This window comes from Pseudoalteromonas thalassia (assembly GCF_049257215.1).
In the GTDB taxonomy this organism is placed as follows: Bacteria; Pseudomonadota; Gammaproteobacteria; order Enterobacterales; family Alteromonadaceae; genus Pseudoalteromonas; species Pseudoalteromonas lipolytica_C.
In genome coordinates this window covers 105675-121964 of the sequence record NZ_JBMMUE010000014.1, presented here as the reverse complement: position 1 = coordinate 121964, position 16290 = coordinate 105675, and the positions used below count along the sequence as shown (strand labels likewise).

Annotated in this window: 24 protein-coding genes; 5 read left to right on the top strand and 19 right to left on the bottom strand. The window is 42.1% G+C overall.

Annotation, left to right across the window (positions count from 1 at the left end; all coding sequences use genetic code 11):
- Positions 1 to 595: 595 nt before the first annotated feature.
- The 18 genes from rplQ to AAEU31_RS16040 form a co-directional block, all read right to left on the bottom strand.
- Positions 596 to 997: a 50S ribosomal protein L17 gene (gene rplQ, locus AAEU31_RS16125; protein WP_004589197.1), complete on the bottom strand. Its 402-nt coding sequence runs from the start codon at positions 995 to 997 to the stop codon at positions 596 to 598.
- A gap of 39 nt (positions 998 to 1036) precedes the next feature.
- Positions 1037 to 2023, bottom strand: coding sequence for a DNA-directed RNA polymerase subunit alpha (locus tag AAEU31_RS16120; RefSeq protein WP_004589198.1), 987 nt, complete (start codon positions 2021 to 2023; stop codon positions 1037 to 1039).
- 24 nt (positions 2024 to 2047) lie between these two features.
- Positions 2048 to 2668: a 30S ribosomal protein S4 gene (gene rpsD / locus AAEU31_RS16115; RefSeq protein ID WP_135922848.1), complete on the bottom strand. Its 621-nt coding sequence runs from the start codon at positions 2666 to 2668 to the stop codon at positions 2048 to 2050.
- A gap of 21 nt (positions 2669 to 2689) precedes the next feature.
- A complete protein-coding gene (gene rpsK, locus AAEU31_RS16110) occupies positions 2690 to 3076 on the bottom strand; it encodes a 30S ribosomal protein S11 (RefSeq protein ID WP_036974009.1) in 387 nt (128 codons plus the stop codon).
- Between the two features lie 13 nt (positions 3077 to 3089).
- The gene (gene rpsM, locus AAEU31_RS16105) at positions 3090 to 3446 is read right to left on the bottom strand and encodes a 30S ribosomal protein S13 (protein ID WP_036974011.1); all 357 of its coding nucleotides are present in this window, start codon (positions 3444 to 3446) and stop codon (positions 3090 to 3092) included.
- A gap of 128 nt (positions 3447 to 3574) precedes the next feature.
- The gene (rpmJ, locus tag AAEU31_RS16100) at positions 3575 to 3688 is read right to left on the bottom strand and encodes a 50S ribosomal protein L36 (RefSeq protein ID WP_002959476.1); all 114 of its coding nucleotides are present in this window, start codon (positions 3686 to 3688) and stop codon (positions 3575 to 3577) included.
- A 22-nt stretch (positions 3689 to 3710) separates the two neighbouring features.
- Positions 3711 to 5039: a preprotein translocase subunit SecY gene (gene secY / locus AAEU31_RS16095; RefSeq protein WP_036974013.1), complete on the bottom strand. Its 1329-nt coding sequence runs from the start codon at positions 5037 to 5039 to the stop codon at positions 3711 to 3713.
- Positions 5040 to 5049: 10 nt separating this feature from the next.
- Positions 5050 to 5484, bottom strand: a complete 435-nt coding sequence (gene rplO, locus AAEU31_RS16090) for a 50S ribosomal protein L15 (protein ID WP_135922849.1) — start codon at positions 5482 to 5484, stop codon at positions 5050 to 5052.
- 4 nt (positions 5485 to 5488) lie between these two features.
- Positions 5489 to 5671, bottom strand: coding sequence for a 50S ribosomal protein L30 (gene rpmD, locus AAEU31_RS16085; RefSeq protein WP_016710201.1), 183 nt, complete (start codon positions 5669 to 5671; stop codon positions 5489 to 5491).
- Positions 5672 to 5674: 3 nt separating this feature from the next.
- Positions 5675 to 6181: a 30S ribosomal protein S5 gene (rpsE, locus tag AAEU31_RS16080; protein WP_036974018.1), complete on the bottom strand. Its 507-nt coding sequence runs from the start codon at positions 6179 to 6181 to the stop codon at positions 5675 to 5677.
- Between the two features lie 9 nt (positions 6182 to 6190).
- Positions 6191 to 6541: a 50S ribosomal protein L18 gene (gene rplR / locus AAEU31_RS16075; protein WP_036974021.1), complete on the bottom strand. Its 351-nt coding sequence runs from the start codon at positions 6539 to 6541 to the stop codon at positions 6191 to 6193.
- 9 nt (positions 6542 to 6550) lie between these two features.
- Positions 6551 to 7084, bottom strand: coding sequence for a 50S ribosomal protein L6 (gene rplF, locus AAEU31_RS16070; protein WP_054554387.1), 534 nt, complete (start codon positions 7082 to 7084; stop codon positions 6551 to 6553).
- 13 nt (positions 7085 to 7097) lie between these two features.
- The gene (gene rpsH / locus AAEU31_RS16065) at positions 7098 to 7490 is read right to left on the bottom strand and encodes a 30S ribosomal protein S8 (RefSeq protein ID WP_063702326.1); all 393 of its coding nucleotides are present in this window, start codon (positions 7488 to 7490) and stop codon (positions 7098 to 7100) included.
- A 21-nt stretch (positions 7491 to 7511) separates the two neighbouring features.
- On the bottom strand, positions 7512 to 7817 hold the full coding sequence (gene rpsN / locus AAEU31_RS16060; protein ID WP_135922850.1) for a 30S ribosomal protein S14: 306 nt from the start codon (positions 7815 to 7817) through the stop codon (positions 7512 to 7514).
- 10 nt (positions 7818 to 7827) lie between these two features.
- On the bottom strand, positions 7828 to 8367 hold the full coding sequence (gene rplE, locus AAEU31_RS16055; protein WP_058586187.1) for a 50S ribosomal protein L5: 540 nt from the start codon (positions 8365 to 8367) through the stop codon (positions 7828 to 7830).
- A 16-nt stretch (positions 8368 to 8383) separates the two neighbouring features.
- A complete protein-coding gene (gene rplX / locus AAEU31_RS16050; RefSeq protein WP_054554391.1) occupies positions 8384 to 8698 on the bottom strand; it encodes a 50S ribosomal protein L24 in 315 nt (104 codons plus the stop codon).
- Between the two features lie 10 nt (positions 8699 to 8708).
- Positions 8709 to 9077, bottom strand: coding sequence for a 50S ribosomal protein L14 (gene rplN, locus AAEU31_RS16045; RefSeq protein WP_010378257.1), 369 nt, complete (start codon positions 9075 to 9077; stop codon positions 8709 to 8711).
- Positions 9078 to 9352: 275 nt separating this feature from the next.
- Positions 9353 to 11296, bottom strand: a complete 1944-nt coding sequence (locus AAEU31_RS16040; protein WP_421967723.1) for an AsmA family protein — start codon at positions 11294 to 11296, stop codon at positions 9353 to 9355.
- Between the two features lie 230 nt (positions 11297 to 11526).
- Here AAEU31_RS16040 and AAEU31_RS16035 point away from each other — a divergent pair, with 230 nt between their 5' ends.
- The 4 genes from AAEU31_RS16035 to AAEU31_RS16020 all read left to right on the top strand — a co-directional run bounded on the left by AAEU31_RS16035 (position 11527) and on the right by AAEU31_RS16020 (position 14436).
- The gene (locus AAEU31_RS16035) at positions 11527 to 11946 is read left to right on the top strand and encodes a hypothetical protein (protein ID WP_138558499.1); all 420 of its coding nucleotides are present in this window, start codon (positions 11527 to 11529) and stop codon (positions 11944 to 11946) included.
- 8 nt (positions 11947 to 11954) lie between these two features.
- Positions 11955 to 12155, top strand: a complete 201-nt coding sequence (locus tag AAEU31_RS16030; protein ID WP_135922853.1) for a helix-turn-helix transcriptional regulator — start codon at positions 11955 to 11957, stop codon at positions 12153 to 12155.
- A 150-nt stretch (positions 12156 to 12305) separates the two neighbouring features.
- Positions 12306 to 13472: a hypothetical protein gene (locus AAEU31_RS16025; RefSeq protein WP_421967722.1), complete on the top strand. Its 1167-nt coding sequence runs from the start codon at positions 12306 to 12308 to the stop codon at positions 13470 to 13472.
- Positions 13473 to 13758: 286 nt separating this feature from the next.
- The gene (locus tag AAEU31_RS16020; RefSeq protein WP_135922855.1) at positions 13759 to 14436 is read left to right on the top strand and encodes a TorF family putative porin; all 678 of its coding nucleotides are present in this window, start codon (positions 13759 to 13761) and stop codon (positions 14434 to 14436) included.
- 65 nt (positions 14437 to 14501) lie between these two features.
- On the opposite strand, the gene AAEU31_RS16015 is transcribed toward AAEU31_RS16020, so the two are convergent.
- On the bottom strand, positions 14502 to 15398 hold the full coding sequence (locus tag AAEU31_RS16015) for an aldo/keto reductase (protein WP_138558497.1): 897 nt from the start codon (positions 15396 to 15398) through the stop codon (positions 14502 to 14504).
- A 167-nt stretch (positions 15399 to 15565) separates the two neighbouring features.
- Here AAEU31_RS16015 and AAEU31_RS16010 point away from each other — a divergent pair, with 167 nt between their 5' ends.
- The gene (locus AAEU31_RS16010; RefSeq protein ID WP_135922857.1) at positions 15566 to 16276 is read left to right on the top strand and encodes a YIP1 family protein; all 711 of its coding nucleotides are present in this window, start codon (positions 15566 to 15568) and stop codon (positions 16274 to 16276) included.
- The last annotated feature ends 14 nt before the right edge of the window (positions 16277 to 16290 follow it).

Sequence of the window (16290 nt, the reverse complement as noted above, 5' to 3'; positions counted from 1 at the left end):
TGCTTTATATTGTTAAAGAACGTTTTGAGATACTTTTGCGTCTCAAGGGCTGTGCATTCTACGCAAGCCGTTATTTTTGTCAACACTTAATTTTGAGAAAAGTTTATTTTTTCAAAACTCAGTCTTACTTGACTCAACCAACTCGTCGTTTCGCTTGTTTGTAAGCAGTCCGCCGTGTCGATGGATGCGCATTATAGGGAGATCCGAATTGAGATCAACTGTTTTTTGAAGTTTTTGTGAAAAAAATGACTGTTCGAGCAAAATACGAACGAAGCGGGCAAAAAGCACACTAAATAGGGTCGTATTATAGCTATTTGGCCAATGAAGTTTATAAATACGCTTGTTTTTAACTTGTATAAGAGAAGATGTAACTACTAACGAGCACTATATTGATCTTTATATGTGATCTTAATTGCTAGTTGCTAGTTGCTAGTTGCTAGTTGCTAGTTGCTAGTTGCTAGTTGCTAGTTGCTAGTTGCTAGTTGCTTCAAAATTGTATGGTAAAGATATGGGGTTGGTAGAGGTATTTTAGTAATAACGAATTTCAGAAAGTAAAAAGCCGAGCATAAGCTCGGCTTTTTGGTGTCTTTACGACTTACTCTGCAGACTGCGCGTCTTCTTGAACTTCTTCGTTTGTCGCTGGGCGACCAACTAGTTCAATATAAGCCATTGGTGCATTATCACCAGCACGGAAGCCACACTTAAGAATACGAGTGTAACCACCAGGACGGTCTGTATTACGTGGACCGATTTCGCTGAATAATTTACCAACTACTTCATTATCACGCGTGCGAGCAAACGCTAAACGGCGGTTTGCTACACTGTCAGTCTTAGCCAGTGTGATTAAAGGTTCAATTACACGGCGCAACTCTTTAGCTTTAGGCAAAGTTGTTTTGATGATTTCATGTTTCACCAAAGAACCAGCCATGTTGCTGAACATCGCTTTGCGATGGCTGCTGTTACGGTTTAATTGACGACCACTCTTACGATGGCGCATGACCCTATCCTTCTAACTAAACTAATATAGTGATTTAGATTATTCAGCTAGGCTTGCAGGTGGCCAGTTTTCTAGGCGCATACCTAGAGATAGACCACGTGAAGCTAGCACGTCTTTAATTTCAGTTAGAGACTTCTTACCTAAGTTAGGCGTTTTAAGAAGCTCAACTTCAGTGCGCTGAACTAAATCACCGATATATTGAATTTGCTCGGCTTTCAAACAGTTTGCTGAACGTACTGTTAGTTCAAGATCATCAACTGGACGAAGTAGAATAGGATCGAATTCTGGCTTCTCTTCTTTCTCTTCTGGCTCAGTTACATCACGTAAATCTACGAATGCATCTAATTGCTCAGCTAAGATAGTAGACGCACGGCGGATCGCTTCTTCAGGATCTAAAGTGCCGTTTGTTTCCATATCAATGATTAACTTGTCTAAGTCTGTACGTTGCTCAACACGGGCTGATTCAACCGAGTACGCAATACGTTCAACTGGGCTGAATGATGCATCAAGCAGCAGACGACCAATTGGACGCTCATCGTCATCAGAGGATAAACGACTAGATGCCGGCACATAACCGCGACCGCGCTCAACACGAATACGCATGCTGATCTCGCTGCTATCTGTCGTAAGGTGACAGATAACGTGATCTGGGTTGGCGATAGTTACATCACCATCGTGCTGAATATCAGCCGCAGTCACAGGGCCTACACCAGATTTAGTCAGGGTCAGAAAAACTTCATCTTTGCCTTCTAAAGTTACTGCTAGACCTTTAAGGTTTAACAGAATTTCAATGATGTCTTCTTGTACGCCCTCTTTCGCGCTGTACTCATGCAATACACCGTCGATTTCAACTTCAGTTACTGCACATCCAGGCATAGATGATAACAGTATACGGCGTAAGGCATTACCCAAAGTGTGACCGAAGCCACGCTCTAATGGTTCTAAAACTACTTTAGAACGCGTTGGGTTGATAGCGTCGATATCGACTAACCTTGGTTTTAGGAATTCGGTAACAGAACCCTGCATTTTATCCTCTCTTAACTCTTAACTTTACTTAGAGTAAAGTTCGACGATTAGTTGTTCGTTAATGTCCGCAGACAGATCTGAACGCTCAGGTAGGCGCTTGAAGCTACCTTCCATTTTCTTACCGTCAACTTCAACCCAAGTCGGCTTTTCACGTTGCTCAGCCAACTCTAGAGCAGCGATGATACGTGCTTGTGTTTTAGACTTCTCACGAATCACAACAGTATCTTCTGGTGAGATTACGTATGAAGGAATGTTCACAACACGACCATTAACTAAGATCGCTTTGTGGCTAACTAACTGACGTGCTTCAGCACGTGTGCTAGCAAAACCCATGCGATATACAACATTGTCTAAACGTTGCTCTAAAAGCTGTAACAAGTTTTCACCTGTATTACCTTTAAGGCGAGCAGCTTCTTTGTAGTAGTTACGGAATTGCTTTTCTAATACACCGTAGATACGACGTACTTTTTGCTTTTCACGTAACTGTAAACCGTAATCAGATAAGCGACCTTTACGAGCGCCGTGCTGACCAGGTGCAGTCTCAAGTTTACACTTAGAGTCGATAGCTCTTACGCCGCTCTTAAGGAACAGGTCAGTACCTTCACGACGACTCAGCTTGAGCTTAGGGCCCAAATATCTTGCCATGTTATTTCTCCTAACCTATTGTTAAACGCGACGTTTCTTCGGTGGACGACAACCATTATGAGGGATTGGCGTCACGTCAGTGATGTTGGTGATACGGTAACCAGCAGCATTCAAAGCACGTACAGCAGATTCACGACCTGGACCTGGACCTTTAATGAAAACTTCTAGATTTTTTAAACCGTATTCTTGAGCAGCAGTACCTGCGCGCTCTGCAGCAACCTGAGCAGCGAATGGAGTAGATTTACGTGAACCACGGAAACCTGAACCACCTGCTGTAGCCCATGATAGTGCATTACCTTGACGGTCGGTAATTGTTACAATAGTGTTGTTGAAAGAAGCATGAACATGAGCCATACCATCAGCAACTTGCTTTTTAACCTTCTTACGACGAATTGGTGCTTTAGCCATAATCTACCCCACCTTATTTCTTGATAGGCTTGCGAGGACCCTTACGAGTACGCGCGTTAGTCTTAGTACGTTGACCACGAAGTGGTAACGAACGACGGTGACGTAGGCCACGGAAACAACCAAGGTCCATAAGGCGCTTGATATTTAATGTAACTTCACGACGAAGGTCACCTTCTACAGTGTACTTGCCAACTGCTTCACGCAATACGTCAAGTGTTTCGTCTGAAAGTTCACCGATTTTTGTGGTCTCGGCGATACCAGTCGCTGCTAAGATAGCCTTAGAGCGAGTCTTACCTATGCCATAAATAGCAGTTAAACCGATAACTGCATGTTTATGATCAGGGACGTTAATGCCAGCGATACGGGCCACTAACACATCTCCTATATTTGAATTTGGTTATCATCTGTTTGAAAAGCCCGTAAGGATACTCAAACGAAGACCAAATCACAACTAAAAACACAGGCCGAGTAAATAACTCAGCCTGCACGACTGTTTAATTAGCCTTGCCTTTGCTTGTGCTTAGGCTCACTGCAAATTACGCGTACTACACCAGCACGTTTAATAACTTTACAGTTACGGCATATTTTCTTAACGGAAGCACGTACTTTCATTGCTCAACTCCGTAAAATGACCTTATCGGCCGTAGCCTTTAAGGTTTGCTTTTTTCAGCACAGAATCATACTGATGTGACATCAGATGCGTCTGTACTTGTGCCATAAAGTCCATGATTACAACAACGATAATCAAAATTGATGTACCGCCGAAATAGAATGGCGTTTGCCATGCCATAGTCATGAATTCGGGCACCAGACAGATAAAGGTTATATACAAAGCACCTGCCAATGTCAGGCGTGTCATCACTTTATCAATGTATTTAGATGTCTGCTCACCTGGACGAATACCTGGGATAAATGCGCCAGATTTTTTCAGGTTATCTGCTGTTTCACGCGGGTTAAATACCAACGCGGTGTAGAAAAAGCAGAAGAAGATAATAGCCGCAGCTAAAACCATCGCATATAAAGGTTGACCTGGAGTCAACGTTGTTGCGATTGCTTGTAGCACATCAGCGACCGGACCTTCACCCTGGCCGAACCAGCTTGCAATTGTACCAGGGAACAGAATTATACTGCTAGCAAAGATTGGTGGAATAACACCCGCCATATTTACTTTCAACGGTAAGTGCGTGCTTTGAGCAGCAAATACCTGACGACCTTGTTGACGCTTCGCATAGTTTACAACGATACGACGTTGTCCACGTTCGAAGAATACAACTAGGTAAGTAACAGCGAATACGATTACAGCAATCAATAACAGTACAAGTACATTCAGATCACCTTGGCGCGCCATTTCGGCTGTCGAACCAATAGCAGACGGCAGGTTAGCTACGATACCAACAAAAATCAGAACCGAAATACCGTTACCGATACCACGTTCTGTAATTTGTTCGCCCAACCACATAAGGAACATAGTACCTGTTACTAAACTCACTACAGCAGTGAAGTAGAAACCGATACCTGGGTTAACAACTAACCCGTCCATCATGCCCGGTAAGCTTGTAGCAATACCGATAGATTGGATAGTAGCAAGCACAAGCGTGCCGTAGCGTGTATACTGGCTGATTTTCTTACGCCCTTGCTCACCTTCTTTCTTAAGCTCTATAAACGGCGGATACATATGCGTTAATAGTTGCGTAATAATTGAAGCCGAGATATACGGCATAATACCCAGTGCCAACACTGAGGCTCGCTCAAGCGCACCACCGCTGAACATGTTAAACATTTCAACAATGGTGCCCTTTTGTTGCTCGAAGAAATCGGCAAGTACAGCGGCGTCAATCCCAGGGATCGGCACGAATGAACCTAGACGGTAAATAATGATAGCACCTAGTACGAATAGTAATCGACGCTTCAATTCCGAAAGCCCACTTTGTGCACTTTTCATATCTTGACCTGGTTTAGCCATTAGTACTTCCTTAGTCTTCTACCTTGCCTCCGGCAGCTTCGATAGCTTCGCGAGCACCTTTAGTCACTTTAAGACCTTTAACGGTTACTGCGCGTGAAACTTCGCCAGATTTTACTACTTTAACGAACTGGATGTTCTTTTTAACTAGACCAGCTGCTTGTAACGCGTTTACGTCTACTACATCGCCATCAACTTTAGCGATTTCAAAAAGGTTAACTTCAGTAGATACTAATGATTTACGTGAAGTGAAACCAAATTTAGGTAGACGACGTTGCATAGGCATTTGACCGCCTTCGAAACCAACGCGAACTTTACCGCCAGAACGTGATTTTTGGCCTTTATGACCACGGCCACCAGTCTTACCAAGACCAGAACCAATACCACGACCTAGACGTTTCTTTTCTGTTTTTGCACCAGCAGCAGGTGAAAGTGTATTCAAACGCATCGAATTAACCCTCAACCTTTACCATGTAAGAAACTTGGTTAATCATACCACGCACACATGCTGTGTCTTCTAACTCAACAGTGTGATTGATACGACGTAGACCAAGACCACGTAATGTAGCTTTATGCTTCGGTAAACGACCGATAGAGCTCTTTACTTGTGTTACTTTTACAGTTTTATTAGCCATGGTTTACCCCGTGATTTCGTCAACGCTAAGACCACGTTTAGCAGCGATTGACTCTGGAGAGTTCATGTTCTCTAGAGCTGCAATCGTTGCACGAACGATGTTGATCGGGTTAGTTGAACCGTATGCTTTTGACAATACGTTCTGTACACCAGTTACTTCTAGTACTGCACGCATCGCACCACCGGCGATGATACCTGTACCTTCAGAAGCAGGCTGCATGTATACTTTAGAACCCGCGTGGCGACCCTTGATTGGGTGCTGTAGCGTGTTACCGTTAAGGTCTACACTGATCATGTTGCGACGTGCTTTTTCCATTGCTTTTTGAATTGCAGCTGGAACTTCACGTGCTTTACCATAACCAAAACCTACTTTACCTGCGCCGTCACCAACTACAGTTAGTGCAGTGAAGCTAAAGATACGACCACCTTTAACCACTTTAGACACACGGTTTACCGCGATTAGCTTTTCAGCCAAATCAGGCTGTTGTTGCTTTGCTTCTACGTTAGCCATTGTCTACTCCTAGAATTGCAGACCGGCTTCACGCGCTGCATCAGCAAGCGCCTTCACACGGCCGTGATATTTAAAGCCACTGCGATCAAAAGCAATCTTTTCGATGCCTTTGTCAGCTGCACGTTCAGCAACCGCTTTACCAACTGCTTGAGCAGCCGCAACGTTACCTGTGCCTTTAACTGTTTCGCTAATTGCTTTTTCAACAGTAGAAGCAGCAGCCAGTACAGTACCCTCAGCAGTAACTACTTGAGCGTAAATGTGACGTGGCGTGCGGTGGATAACAAGACGCGTTGTGCCTTGTTCAATATAATTTCTACGAGTGCGTTTAGCACGACGTAGACGAGCTGTTTTTTTATCCATCGTCTTACCTTACTTCTTCTTAGCCTCTTTACGGCGTACATTCTCGTCCGCGTAACGAACACCTTTACCTTTATAAGGCTCAGGTTTACGGTATGCACGGATGTTAGCAGCTGTTTGACCAACTAACTGCTTGTCTACGCCCTTAACTAGAACTTCTGTTTGGCTTGGTGTTTCAATCGTAATACCTTCTGGTACTTCGAAATTAACTGGGTGTGAGAAACCAAGAGTTAAGTCTAATACTTTGCCCTTAGCTGCTGCACGGTAACCAACACCTACTAACTGAAGTTTCTTCTCGTAACCTTCATGCGTACCAACAACCATGTTGTTGATTAGAGCGCGAGCAGTACCTGCTTGTGCCCATGCATTAGCTACGCCTTCACGAGGTAAAGTTGTAATAACGTTGTCGTTAACTTGAACTTCAACAGCGTCGTTGATAGTACGAGTTAATTCACCGTTTTTGCCTTTAACTGTGATGTCCTGGCCTTTTAATGTAACTTCTACACCGGCAGGAACATTGATTGGTGCCTTTGCTATGCGAGACATAGTTCCCCTCCGATTAAGCTACAAAGCCAATGATCTCACCACCAACGCCGGCACTACGTGCTGCGCGGTCTGTCATTAGGCCTTTAGAAGTTGATACGATAGCGATACCAAGACCACCCATTACCTTTGGTAATTCGTCACGTTTCTTATAGATACGTAGACCAGGGCGGCTAACACGCTGGATATTTTCAATAACAGCTTTGCCTTCGAAATATTTTAATTCGATAGAAAGCTCAGGCTTCGCTTCACCGCTTACAGCGTAATCTGCGATATAACCTTCATCTTTTAATACTTTAGCTACTGCTACTTTCAGTTTTGAAGTTGGCATCGTTACTGATACTTTCTTCGCTGACTGACCGTTACGGATACGTGTAAACAAATCCGCAATAGGATCTTGCAAGCTCATAGTCTTACTCCCGTGATACTATTACCAGCTAGCCTTTTTAAGGCCAGGAATTTCACCGCGCATAGCTGCTTCGCGAACTTTAATACGGCTCATGCCGAATTTGCGAAGGTAACCATGTGGGCGGCCCGTAACGTTACAACGATTACGTTGACGTGAAGGGCTAGAATCACGTGGTAAAGCTTGTAGCTTTAATACCGCGTCCCAACGATCATCGTCAGATGTATTAACATCACTGATGATAGCTTTTAGTGCCGCACGCTTTTCAGCATACTGAGCAACTAATTTAGTGCGCTTTGCTTCGCGCGCTTTCATAGAATTCTTTGCCATAACCCTACCCTTATTTCTTGAATGGGAAGTTAAACGCTTCTAACAACGCACGGCCTTCATCATCTGTTTTCGCAGAAGTAGTGATAGTGATATCAAGACCACGTACACGGTCTACTTTATCATAATCGATTTCTGGGAAGATGATTTGCTCACGTACGCCCATGCTGTAGTTACCACGTCCATCAAAAGACTTAGCACTTACACCACGGAAGTCACGAATACGTGGGATAGCGATTGAAACCAAACGCTCAAAAAAGTCCCACATACGCTCGCCACGTAGGGTTACTTTACAACCAATTGGGTAACCTTCACGCACTTTGAAGCCTGCAACTGATTTGCGTGCTTTAGTGATTAGAGGTTTCTGACCAGAGATTGCTTCTAGATCCGCAACAGCGTTATCTAGGATCTTCTTGTCAGCTAGAGCTTCGCCCACACCCATATTTAATGTGATCTTTTCGATCTGAGGGACTTGCATGACAGAGCTGAAACCAAACTTCTCTTGAAGCTCAGCAACTACTTTGTCTTTATATACTTCATGCAGTTTCGCCATCATTCTACTCCAACTATTAGATAGTTTTACCAGTAGATTTAAAGATACGTAATTTCTTACCATCTTCAATCTTGAAACCTACACGATCTGCTTTACCCGTTTCCGAGTTGTAGATCGCAACGTTTGATACGTCGATAGACGCTTCTTTCTCAACAATACCGCCAGCTTGGTTCAACTGAGGAACAGGCTTTTGGTGCTTCTTGATTAAGTTGATGCCTTCGACAAATACTCGACCAGATTCAGCAACAACTGAAAGCACTTTACCGCGCTTACCTTTGTCTTTGCCTGCTAGTACGATTACTTCGTCATCACGACGGATTTTTGCTGCCATGATAGACTCCTTATAGTACTTCTGGTGCTAGTGAAACGATTTTCATGAACTTTTCAGTACGAAGTTCACGAGTCACAGGGCCGAAGATACGAGTACCAATTGGCTGTAAGTTATCGTTTAAGATAACAGCCGCATTGCTATCGAAACGGATCAAAGAACCGTCCGGACGACGAACGCCTTTTTTAGTACGCACAACTACCGCGTTTTTAACATCACCTTTCTTCACTTTACCGCGAGGAATTGCTTCTTTTACAGAAACTTTGATGATATCGCCAACCGCTGCATAGCGACGGTGCGAACCGCCAAGGACTTTAATACACTGCACTTTGCGAGCGCCGCTGTTATCAGCAACGTCCAGCTGAGTTTGCATTTGGATCATGTTAATGACCTCCGGTGTAGAAATTACAACACGCCTTAATTTTGTTTAAAATCAAGACATTTCGGTTAAATTCCACTCAAAAAACAAGCAAGTTGTCTCTTAAGGGCGGGCAATTGTAGCAGCAATGGCAAGGAAGTGGTAGGTTATTTTTTAATTAATTTGGAATTATTCGCAATGCCTGCATTGAGGAATTACAGCAGCTTGCTGGTTTGTTATTGATTATAAAACAAACAGGGCGCAAATGCGCCCTGTTTTTGACTTTAATTAAATTTTTATTAATTACCAAATAGACCTTTTAATTTGTCTTTAATTTTATCTTTGGCTTTTTCTTTCACTTCTTCTTTAGCCGCATCACTTACATCGAGCTTATAGCCAACATCATGGAATGGACCTTTGATACGCAGTGGAATTTTAAACCCTGTACTGTCATCGGTCGTGCCTTGCCCTTCGATTGAATCAACAATACCTGTTACTAAACGGTAATCAACGGTCGTCATTGGTAAATCAACCTTACCTGAGCCAGTAATACGAATAAGCGGGCTAAGTAGTGACAAGTCTTTATTTTCACCAACACCGTTAGTGAATACAAAGCTGCCCTGCAATGCCGAGAAATCTGTTTGCTGTGAGTTATCAAAGCCAGTATCTAAACCTTCTGATACTGCGCTTAAGTTACCTTTAATGAGCTCTTTTGCTTTACGAACCATCTCTGCAATATTGGCACCTTTTACCGCACCATCTGCAAACTCAAAGGCTAACTTACCATTCAAGGCATTGATGAAGCTCTTTTGACTTTGGCCTGTGGTCGTTAGATCCCAGTTTAGAGAGCCTTTACCCATCAACTTATCGAAACCGGCCGCATCAGTCAGTAATGGCTGTGCATCGATTTTATCTAAAACGAAGTTGGTGCTAATTTTATACGGTGTTTGCTTGGCATTGACCGTGATCACACCTTTACCATTACCCTCGTAAGCAACAAACTTATCTAGGCTGATTTTAGCTAGTGCATTTTTCAGGTTTACCGTTAACTGGTTTTCACCAAGAGTAATATCATTTGCTTTTAAACCACTTGAGCGCACGACTACATTTGCATCCAATGCATTTAAGCCGCTCATATCAATTGCAGTATCATCCCAAACAATTGGCTGTGCAGGCGCATCTGCTGCAGGCTCTGCTTGTTCTTCTTTAGCTACGCCCTCAGGTAAGTAAGGGTTTAAATCAAGCATGCCTAAATCAATATCGGCATTCACAGCCAAACGGTCACCAAGCTTAATATCGCTTTTACCTTTAATTTGTAGCTCATCTAACGTGGCAAGTAGCTCAGTAAGCTTAAACTGCTGCCCTTTTAGGTGCATTGAACCTTTTATATTAAAGGCATTAAACGCATTTTCTTTTGCATTAAGCTCAACACCTTGCCAGCTTGCAATGTTTTTAACTGAATCACCGCTAACAGAAAGAAGCCCTTGCACGTCATTGCCCATTTCTGCAATTGCACCTTTAAAGTTCAAATCGACTAGGCGAGAATCAAGCTCTGTGCTGACATTAAAGGTTTCGCCTTCAATCGCTTTTACTGGTGTATCTAGCGTGACATCTAAGTTAAAGCGCTCACCCATATAGGTAATACCGCCTTTTAACTCGAGAGTCTTACGAAGAGAAGGTAATAAGATGGCTAATTCTAAATCACTTATCTGTTGTTTGGCCCCGGTTTTACCATCTAGGTAAGTGAAAGTGCCGCCATAGATTGCTACTTCACCAAGTTCGATATCAAAGTTATCTGGTAAGTTAACAGCGCCAGAACTTTTTTGCTGCTCTGTCTGTGGTTGCTCAGCAACGGCATCAAATAACTGCCAGTTTGCTTTACCATTTTTATCGGTTTCTAATAAAATCGTTGGTTCGTTAATAACAAACTTATCTAGCTTAAACTCACCGCCAAATAGCGACATCCACGGGATACGGATAGCAAGTTGCTGCATGCTTGCCATATCTTTTTGCGAGCCAGTTTGCATATTGGCAAAGTGTACATCATTCAGTTCGAGCTTTAATGATGGAAATACCGACAGCTTTTTATCGCCATTAATTGTCAGACTACGACCTGTGGTTTGTTCTACTTGCTCCGATACTTTATTAAATATCGCGTCTGTAGGTATGAGGAATGGTGCTGCGACTACCAATACAATTAGTAATACGAAAATGACACCAACGATTTTCAATAAGGTTTTCATAATCATCCTTAAAAATGGGCAAACAATGTTCATATCATAGCGGGAGTTAGGCGCAAATGCATTGCCGAACACACAAAAAGCTTTGTAAACAAGCTTAGGTACAAGAATATGAATCAGCGCTGAAACATTTTGATACCTATAGGTTACAAAAAGCTCTTGACCAAATGATACCCTAGGGTTACATTGATACCTGTAGGTTACATTTTAGTTGAAAATAAAAGGAAACGATTATGTCTAAGCAAGATATCAAAACGGAAGAAAAGTTTATGAGTCATAACGCATGGTTTTCAATATTCATGGGAGTCACGTTATTAATTATTAGTGTTTACCCAATGCTCAAGCAAACATCAGTTCCTTTACTGTTTATTGGTGGTGCCGCATTTATTGGTTCATTCTTTATGTTTGTGATTCGAGGTGGATTTACATGGAAACTTGGCTATCGCCTTACGTATAAGGATGAATTTTTAAATACGATTGATACCATCGCTTATAAACATGTTGTGCTTGGATTACTTTTTAGCATGGGGGCTATTTTTTTATTGTCTGATGAACTTGCTTTAAATGTATCTCATAGCATGATGGCCACATTTTACCTTGCCTTGATGTGTTTAATATATGGTGTATCAATTATTTGGCAAAGTAGAGACTAGGTGTAAAAGTGCAAAATAATATCGCTAAATTCCGTAAAGATAAGGGGTTATCGCAGCAAGAACTTGCTGATGCCATTGCAGTATCACGTAAAACTATTAGCACAGTTGAAACAGGCCGCTTTATACCCTCAGTGATTATTGCGTTAAAAATTGCTGCTCACTTTGAAGTGGCCGTTGAGCAATTATTTACACTCGATGACAACGATTAATCTAAAAATCAGTGGCAATCTTGCTTATAAATTATCAGTAAGATTGCATCATTTCATTACTTCGGTATGATGCACGACCCTGTTGTTTTTGCACCCTGTGTACTAAAATTAAACAACCCAACTTGGTCAAAACTGGAGTATCGATTAAGCATGAAGAAACTGCTTATTTCACCGTCAAAAATGGCGCTTGGCGAGCAAGAAAGTCAAATTTATCAAAACATCCTCAAGCAAGCCTCTGATATCAGCTTAAACCTAATGGCAGTTAAAGTAGAAAATCATCCTGAAGACTTTTTAGGTTGGTGCTATGAGCTATTAAGTGCAAGCCGCGATCGCATTAATTACGATCTATTAGAAGATAAGCAACTTCCTACGCTAAAAAAACTTCATGACTTATTAATTTCTGCAATCAGCTTTTTGCAGTTAAAAACCTTAAGGGTTGCGCCATGGCCGGTTATCGCAGGCTTCATCGAGCAGCATCAAGAGCTAATAGCACTTGATGAGCAACTACGCTTAGCTAATTACATTGCTGCAATTAAATCGCAATCACTGAAAGAGATGATCCCAGAAGACCGTTTAGCGTTTTCAGGTAAACACAGTGCCTCACTTGACCCAAGCAGCTATAACTTCGACGTTGAATGGTTTGCTTCTACCAAGAACGCAAAAGGTTTCCACCAAATGTTGAGTGATTTACCCGGTGCGTTCGATGAGGCTCTTGCGCACATTCCACTTGAGGGCGAGGTAACTCAAGAACATTATCAACACTTTATGATTGCCTACTTCATGGCATTTAATGGTAGCGATGAAAAACCAACGCTTGCTCCTGCTACTCGCTTACTTGCGATGCGCCGACCTGACGTGTTTACGCCAATCGTAAATAGTAAACTTGATGCCCTTTGTGCGGCATTAGGCATTACTAAGCTAAATAACCGCGATTTTGAGCGCTACTGGCAAGATATAGTCGAAGCAATTCATAGTATGCCTTGGTTCAAAATGGCCAGCGCAGCAAACGAGCTTGAGCAATCTTTAGTTGAAATCAAAGCCCTATTACCGAGCTTCTTCTATTACGCAGATAAGAGCACCGCAGATAACTCTAATTATATTAAGTTGTTAAACAAGCCTAAGAGTACAACGAGCTCAGCAGGTAAAAAGACGGTACGCCGTGGCAAAGAATCAGCTGAGATACTGGTAGACCGTGCATTAGCAAGTGACGATATCCCTGAACATATCAAGGCTAAACGTGACTCTATCATCAGCGAAGTTGAAAAAGGTCGTAGCGTTGAAGAGACAATTAGCTTAATGCGCGCAATTTTTGGCTAAGTCACTCTCAAACAAGAAAAACCTGGTTGCTTCGCAATTGTGCAACCAGGTTATTTTTTGCACCACGCAAGTGCGCATGAATAATTCAAAGAAAACTAATTTTTAAAAAATAGTAAGCTTAATAGGCTGTTTTTAAAGTAGTTAAGCATAAAATATCCCTTCCAAAAGTAACTTGGCACAACCAGTGCTACATCGTATCCAGACAACACATAATTATGTCCGCAAACAATAATCAGGCTGCAACCTGAACTAGGGCAAAATCAACATAACAACAGGATACAGAAACATGCTAAAACTAAAAAAAACGTTCGCAGCAAGCGCAATTGCGCTATTAACGTTAAGCTCTACATATACTTATGCTGAAGTAACAGCTAATGCAGCAGCGACTTCTAACTACTTGTGGCGTGGCCAAGAACAAACAGGCGGCGATGCAGCTATCCAAGGCGGCATCGATTACGCTAATGAATCAGGCTTTTATGCAGGTACTTGGGTATCGAATGCAAGTTGGGCTGAAGACATGACTTACGAGTTAGATCTTTATGCTGGTTTTGGCGGTGACATTAATGAAACCGTTAGCTATGACGTTGGTTATATATATTATGCGTATCCAGATGCAGCATCATCTGCTGATGCTGATTTTTCAGAAATCTACGGTAGCATCAGCATGGGCAGCTTCACCTTTGGTGCAGCAATATTAGCAACATCAGCAGCAAGCGGTGATGGTACAGATTTTGGTGATTCACTTTATTTAAATGCTGACTACAGCTTCCCAGTAGGAAGTACTGGCGCAGAAATGGCTCTTCATGTTGGCCATTACTCTGGTGATTTCATCGGTGATGATGACATCATCGACTACGGTGTTTCAGTATCTAAAGATGGCTTTACATTTGGTCTTGCCGACAACGATATTGATGGTTCAGATGTAAAAGTGTACGTCGCTTACGCGGTTGACTTCACTTTATAAAGAATGTGTTACTTGCTGCAACACGAAGGGCCGTAAGGCCCTTTTCTCGTTTTGGACTTTACGCTTTAAGGCACACTATGACCGGTTGAGCCTTGCCAAATGCGATACCATTGTTCACGATTCATAGTTAGCTGCTTAGCTTCAACAGCTGATTTAACACGCTCAATATTACCCGTACCGAGTACCACAGACGGTGCACTCGGGTGCATTAACAGCCAAGCATAAACAACCTGATCAATGGCAGTAGCACCAATTTCAGCACCAACCTGCTCTAACACTGCACGCAAACGTACCGCTTTTTCATCATCACTTGAGAATAAACGACCCCCTGCTAATGGTGACCAAAGCATAGGTTTGATATCAAGCAATTGGCATTGGTCTAAGCTACCATCGTCAAGAGCTTTCATTTCGTAAGGTGAAAACTCAATTTGATTAGTCACAAGCTCAAAGTCTAAACGCGACTGCAACAAGCTAAGTTGCGATGGCGTAAAGTTAGACACACCAAAATCAATCACATCACCATTTGCTTTTAGGGTATTAAATGCTTCTGCCATTTCATCGGCATTCATCAAGTAATCAGGACGATGAATAAGTAATACATCTAAACGATCAGTATTGAAGTTTTTAAGTGACTGCTGTGCTGAGGCAATAATATGCGCGGCACTTGAGTCATAATGATTTGCTTTGCCTTGCAACCCTAGGCTTGCAAATGCAGGCTTGATACCACACTTGGTGATTATTTTGATTTCATCACGAATGCTTGGTTTTAGTTTAAGTGCTTTGCCAAATTCAGCTTCACAACCGTATTCACCGTAAATGTCAGCATGATCGGTATGTGAAACCCCCATATCGATTGCATTTTCTAAAAAGCTTAAGCATTGCTGTGGCGTAATCTGCCAATCTAACAAACGCCAAAACCCTAATACCAACTCATCAATACAACGTACATTACAATTCGCCATAACGACCTACTTTTCCTAATAAACTCGACTCAAATTAACCGCTTAACCTTATCACAGATTTACTAATCACATCTGTTAACATACAGTTACAAAACAAATTGCTAATTTGTTACTAAACAGGATATTTTAGTACCTAAAAACAAATGTTATAAAACAAGGAATAAAAAATGAAATCATCAAATGTTATGACCGCTTTGGTTGATATTTTTATCAGCCCGAGTAAAGCCTTTAATGGTTTAAAAGAAGCAAAAGGCTGGTCTTTTGTTGCCTTTATTTTACTTGCCGGCATTCTCGCAGCCAGCATGTTTGCTTTTTACAATAAAGCTGACCCGCAATATTTAATCGATCAACAAGTCGCTGTAGCCAGTGTTGATGCCACTATTGCAGAACAAAAAATGATTCGCCAAAGCATGGAGCAAACCATAGATATGCAAGTTTGGTTTGCAATGTTTGGTGGCATTATTGGTTTAGCTGTTATCAATGCTCTGATGGCAGGTTACTACCTATTTGTATCGAAGCAAGACCCAGAAGCTAACTACGGCTATGGCGCGTGGTATGGCTTTGGCATTTGGACCATGATGCCAATGATTATTTCAAGCCTTGGTTTACTTATCTTAGTGTTAACTGCAAGCACTGACCAAATATCACAATCATTATTTAATTATGCTTCAATTAACCAACTTTTAATTGGTTTAGAAATTGGCCACCCACTGTACACCTTATTGGAAAGTCTCAATATCTTTTCTATTTGGGGCATTTTCATCGCAGCTATCGGTTTAAAGTGCTGGACTAATTTCACTTTCAATAAAGCGCTACTGTTTGCAGCTCTACCAAGTATTGTTATTTACGGTATTTGGACTGTAATCGCTCTCGTTTAATCCTGCTTTGAGCG

Excerpts from the sequence above, each read along its gene's own strand:
- rplF (WP_054554387.1), bottom strand. The coding sequence starts at position 7,084 with ATGTCTCGCATAGCAAAGGCACCAATCAATGTTCCTGCCGGTGTAGAA.
- rpsD (WP_135922848.1), bottom strand. The coding sequence starts at position 2,668 with ATGGCAAGATATTTGGGCCCTAAGCTCAAGCTGAGTCGTCGTGAAGGT.
- rplX (WP_054554391.1), bottom strand. The coding sequence starts at position 8,698 with ATGGCAGCAAAAATCCGTCGTGATGACGAAGTAATCGTACTAGCAGGC.
- AAEU31_RS16035 (WP_138558499.1), top strand. The coding sequence starts at position 11,527 with ATGTCTAAGCAAGATATCAAAACGGAAGAAAAGTTTATGAGTCATAAC.
- AAEU31_RS16120 (WP_004589198.1), bottom strand. The coding sequence starts at position 2,023 with ATGCAGGGTTCTGTTACCGAATTCCTAAAACCAAGGTTAGTCGATATC.
- rpsK (WP_036974009.1), bottom strand. The coding sequence starts at position 3,076 with ATGGCTAAAGCACCAATTCGTCGTAAGAAGGTTAAAAAGCAAGTTGCT.
- AAEU31_RS16020 (WP_135922855.1), top strand. The coding sequence starts at position 13,759 with ATGCTAAAACTAAAAAAAACGTTCGCAGCAAGCGCAATTGCGCTATTA.
- AAEU31_RS16040 (WP_421967723.1), bottom strand. The coding sequence starts at position 11,296 with ATGAAAACCTTATTGAAAATCGTTGGTGTCATTTTCGTATTACTAATT.
- AAEU31_RS16025 (WP_421967722.1), top strand. The coding sequence starts at position 12,306 with ATGAAGAAACTGCTTATTTCACCGTCAAAAATGGCGCTTGGCGAGCAA.
- AAEU31_RS16010 (WP_135922857.1), top strand. The coding sequence starts at position 15,566 with ATGAAATCATCAAATGTTATGACCGCTTTGGTTGATATTTTTATCAGC.
- rpsN (WP_135922850.1), bottom strand. The coding sequence starts at position 7,817 with ATGGCAAAGAATTCTATGAAAGCGCGCGAAGCAAAGCGCACTAAATTA.
- rplO (WP_135922849.1), bottom strand. The coding sequence starts at position 5,484 with ATGCGTTTGAATACACTTTCACCTGCTGCTGGTGCAAAAACAGAAAAG.
- rpmD (WP_016710201.1), bottom strand. The coding sequence starts at position 5,671 with ATGGCTAATAAAACTGTAAAAGTAACACAAGTAAAGAGCTCTATCGGT.
- rplN (WP_010378257.1), bottom strand. The coding sequence starts at position 9,077 with ATGATCCAAATGCAAACTCAGCTGGACGTTGCTGATAACAGCGGCGCT.
- AAEU31_RS16015 (WP_138558497.1), bottom strand. The coding sequence starts at position 15,398 with ATGGCGAATTGTAATGTACGTTGTATTGATGAGTTGGTATTAGGGTTT.
- rplR (WP_036974021.1), bottom strand. The coding sequence starts at position 6,541 with ATGGATAAAAAAACAGCTCGTCTACGTCGTGCTAAACGCACTCGTAGA.
- rplE (WP_058586187.1), bottom strand. The coding sequence starts at position 8,367 with ATGGCGAAACTGCATGAAGTATATAAAGACAAAGTAGTTGCTGAGCTT.
- secY (WP_036974013.1), bottom strand. The coding sequence starts at position 5,039 with ATGGCTAAACCAGGTCAAGATATGAAAAGTGCACAAAGTGGGCTTTCG.
- rpsE (WP_036974018.1), bottom strand. The coding sequence starts at position 6,181 with ATGGCTAACGTAGAAGCAAAGCAACAACAGCCTGATTTGGCTGAAAAG.
- rplQ (WP_004589197.1), bottom strand. The coding sequence starts at position 997 with ATGCGCCATCGTAAGAGTGGTCGTCAATTAAACCGTAACAGCAGCCAT.
- rpsH (WP_063702326.1), bottom strand. The coding sequence starts at position 7,490 with ATGAGCTTGCAAGATCCTATTGCGGATTTGTTTACACGTATCCGTAAC.
- rpmJ (WP_002959476.1), bottom strand. The coding sequence starts at position 3,688 with ATGAAAGTACGTGCTTCCGTTAAGAAAATATGCCGTAACTGTAAAGTT.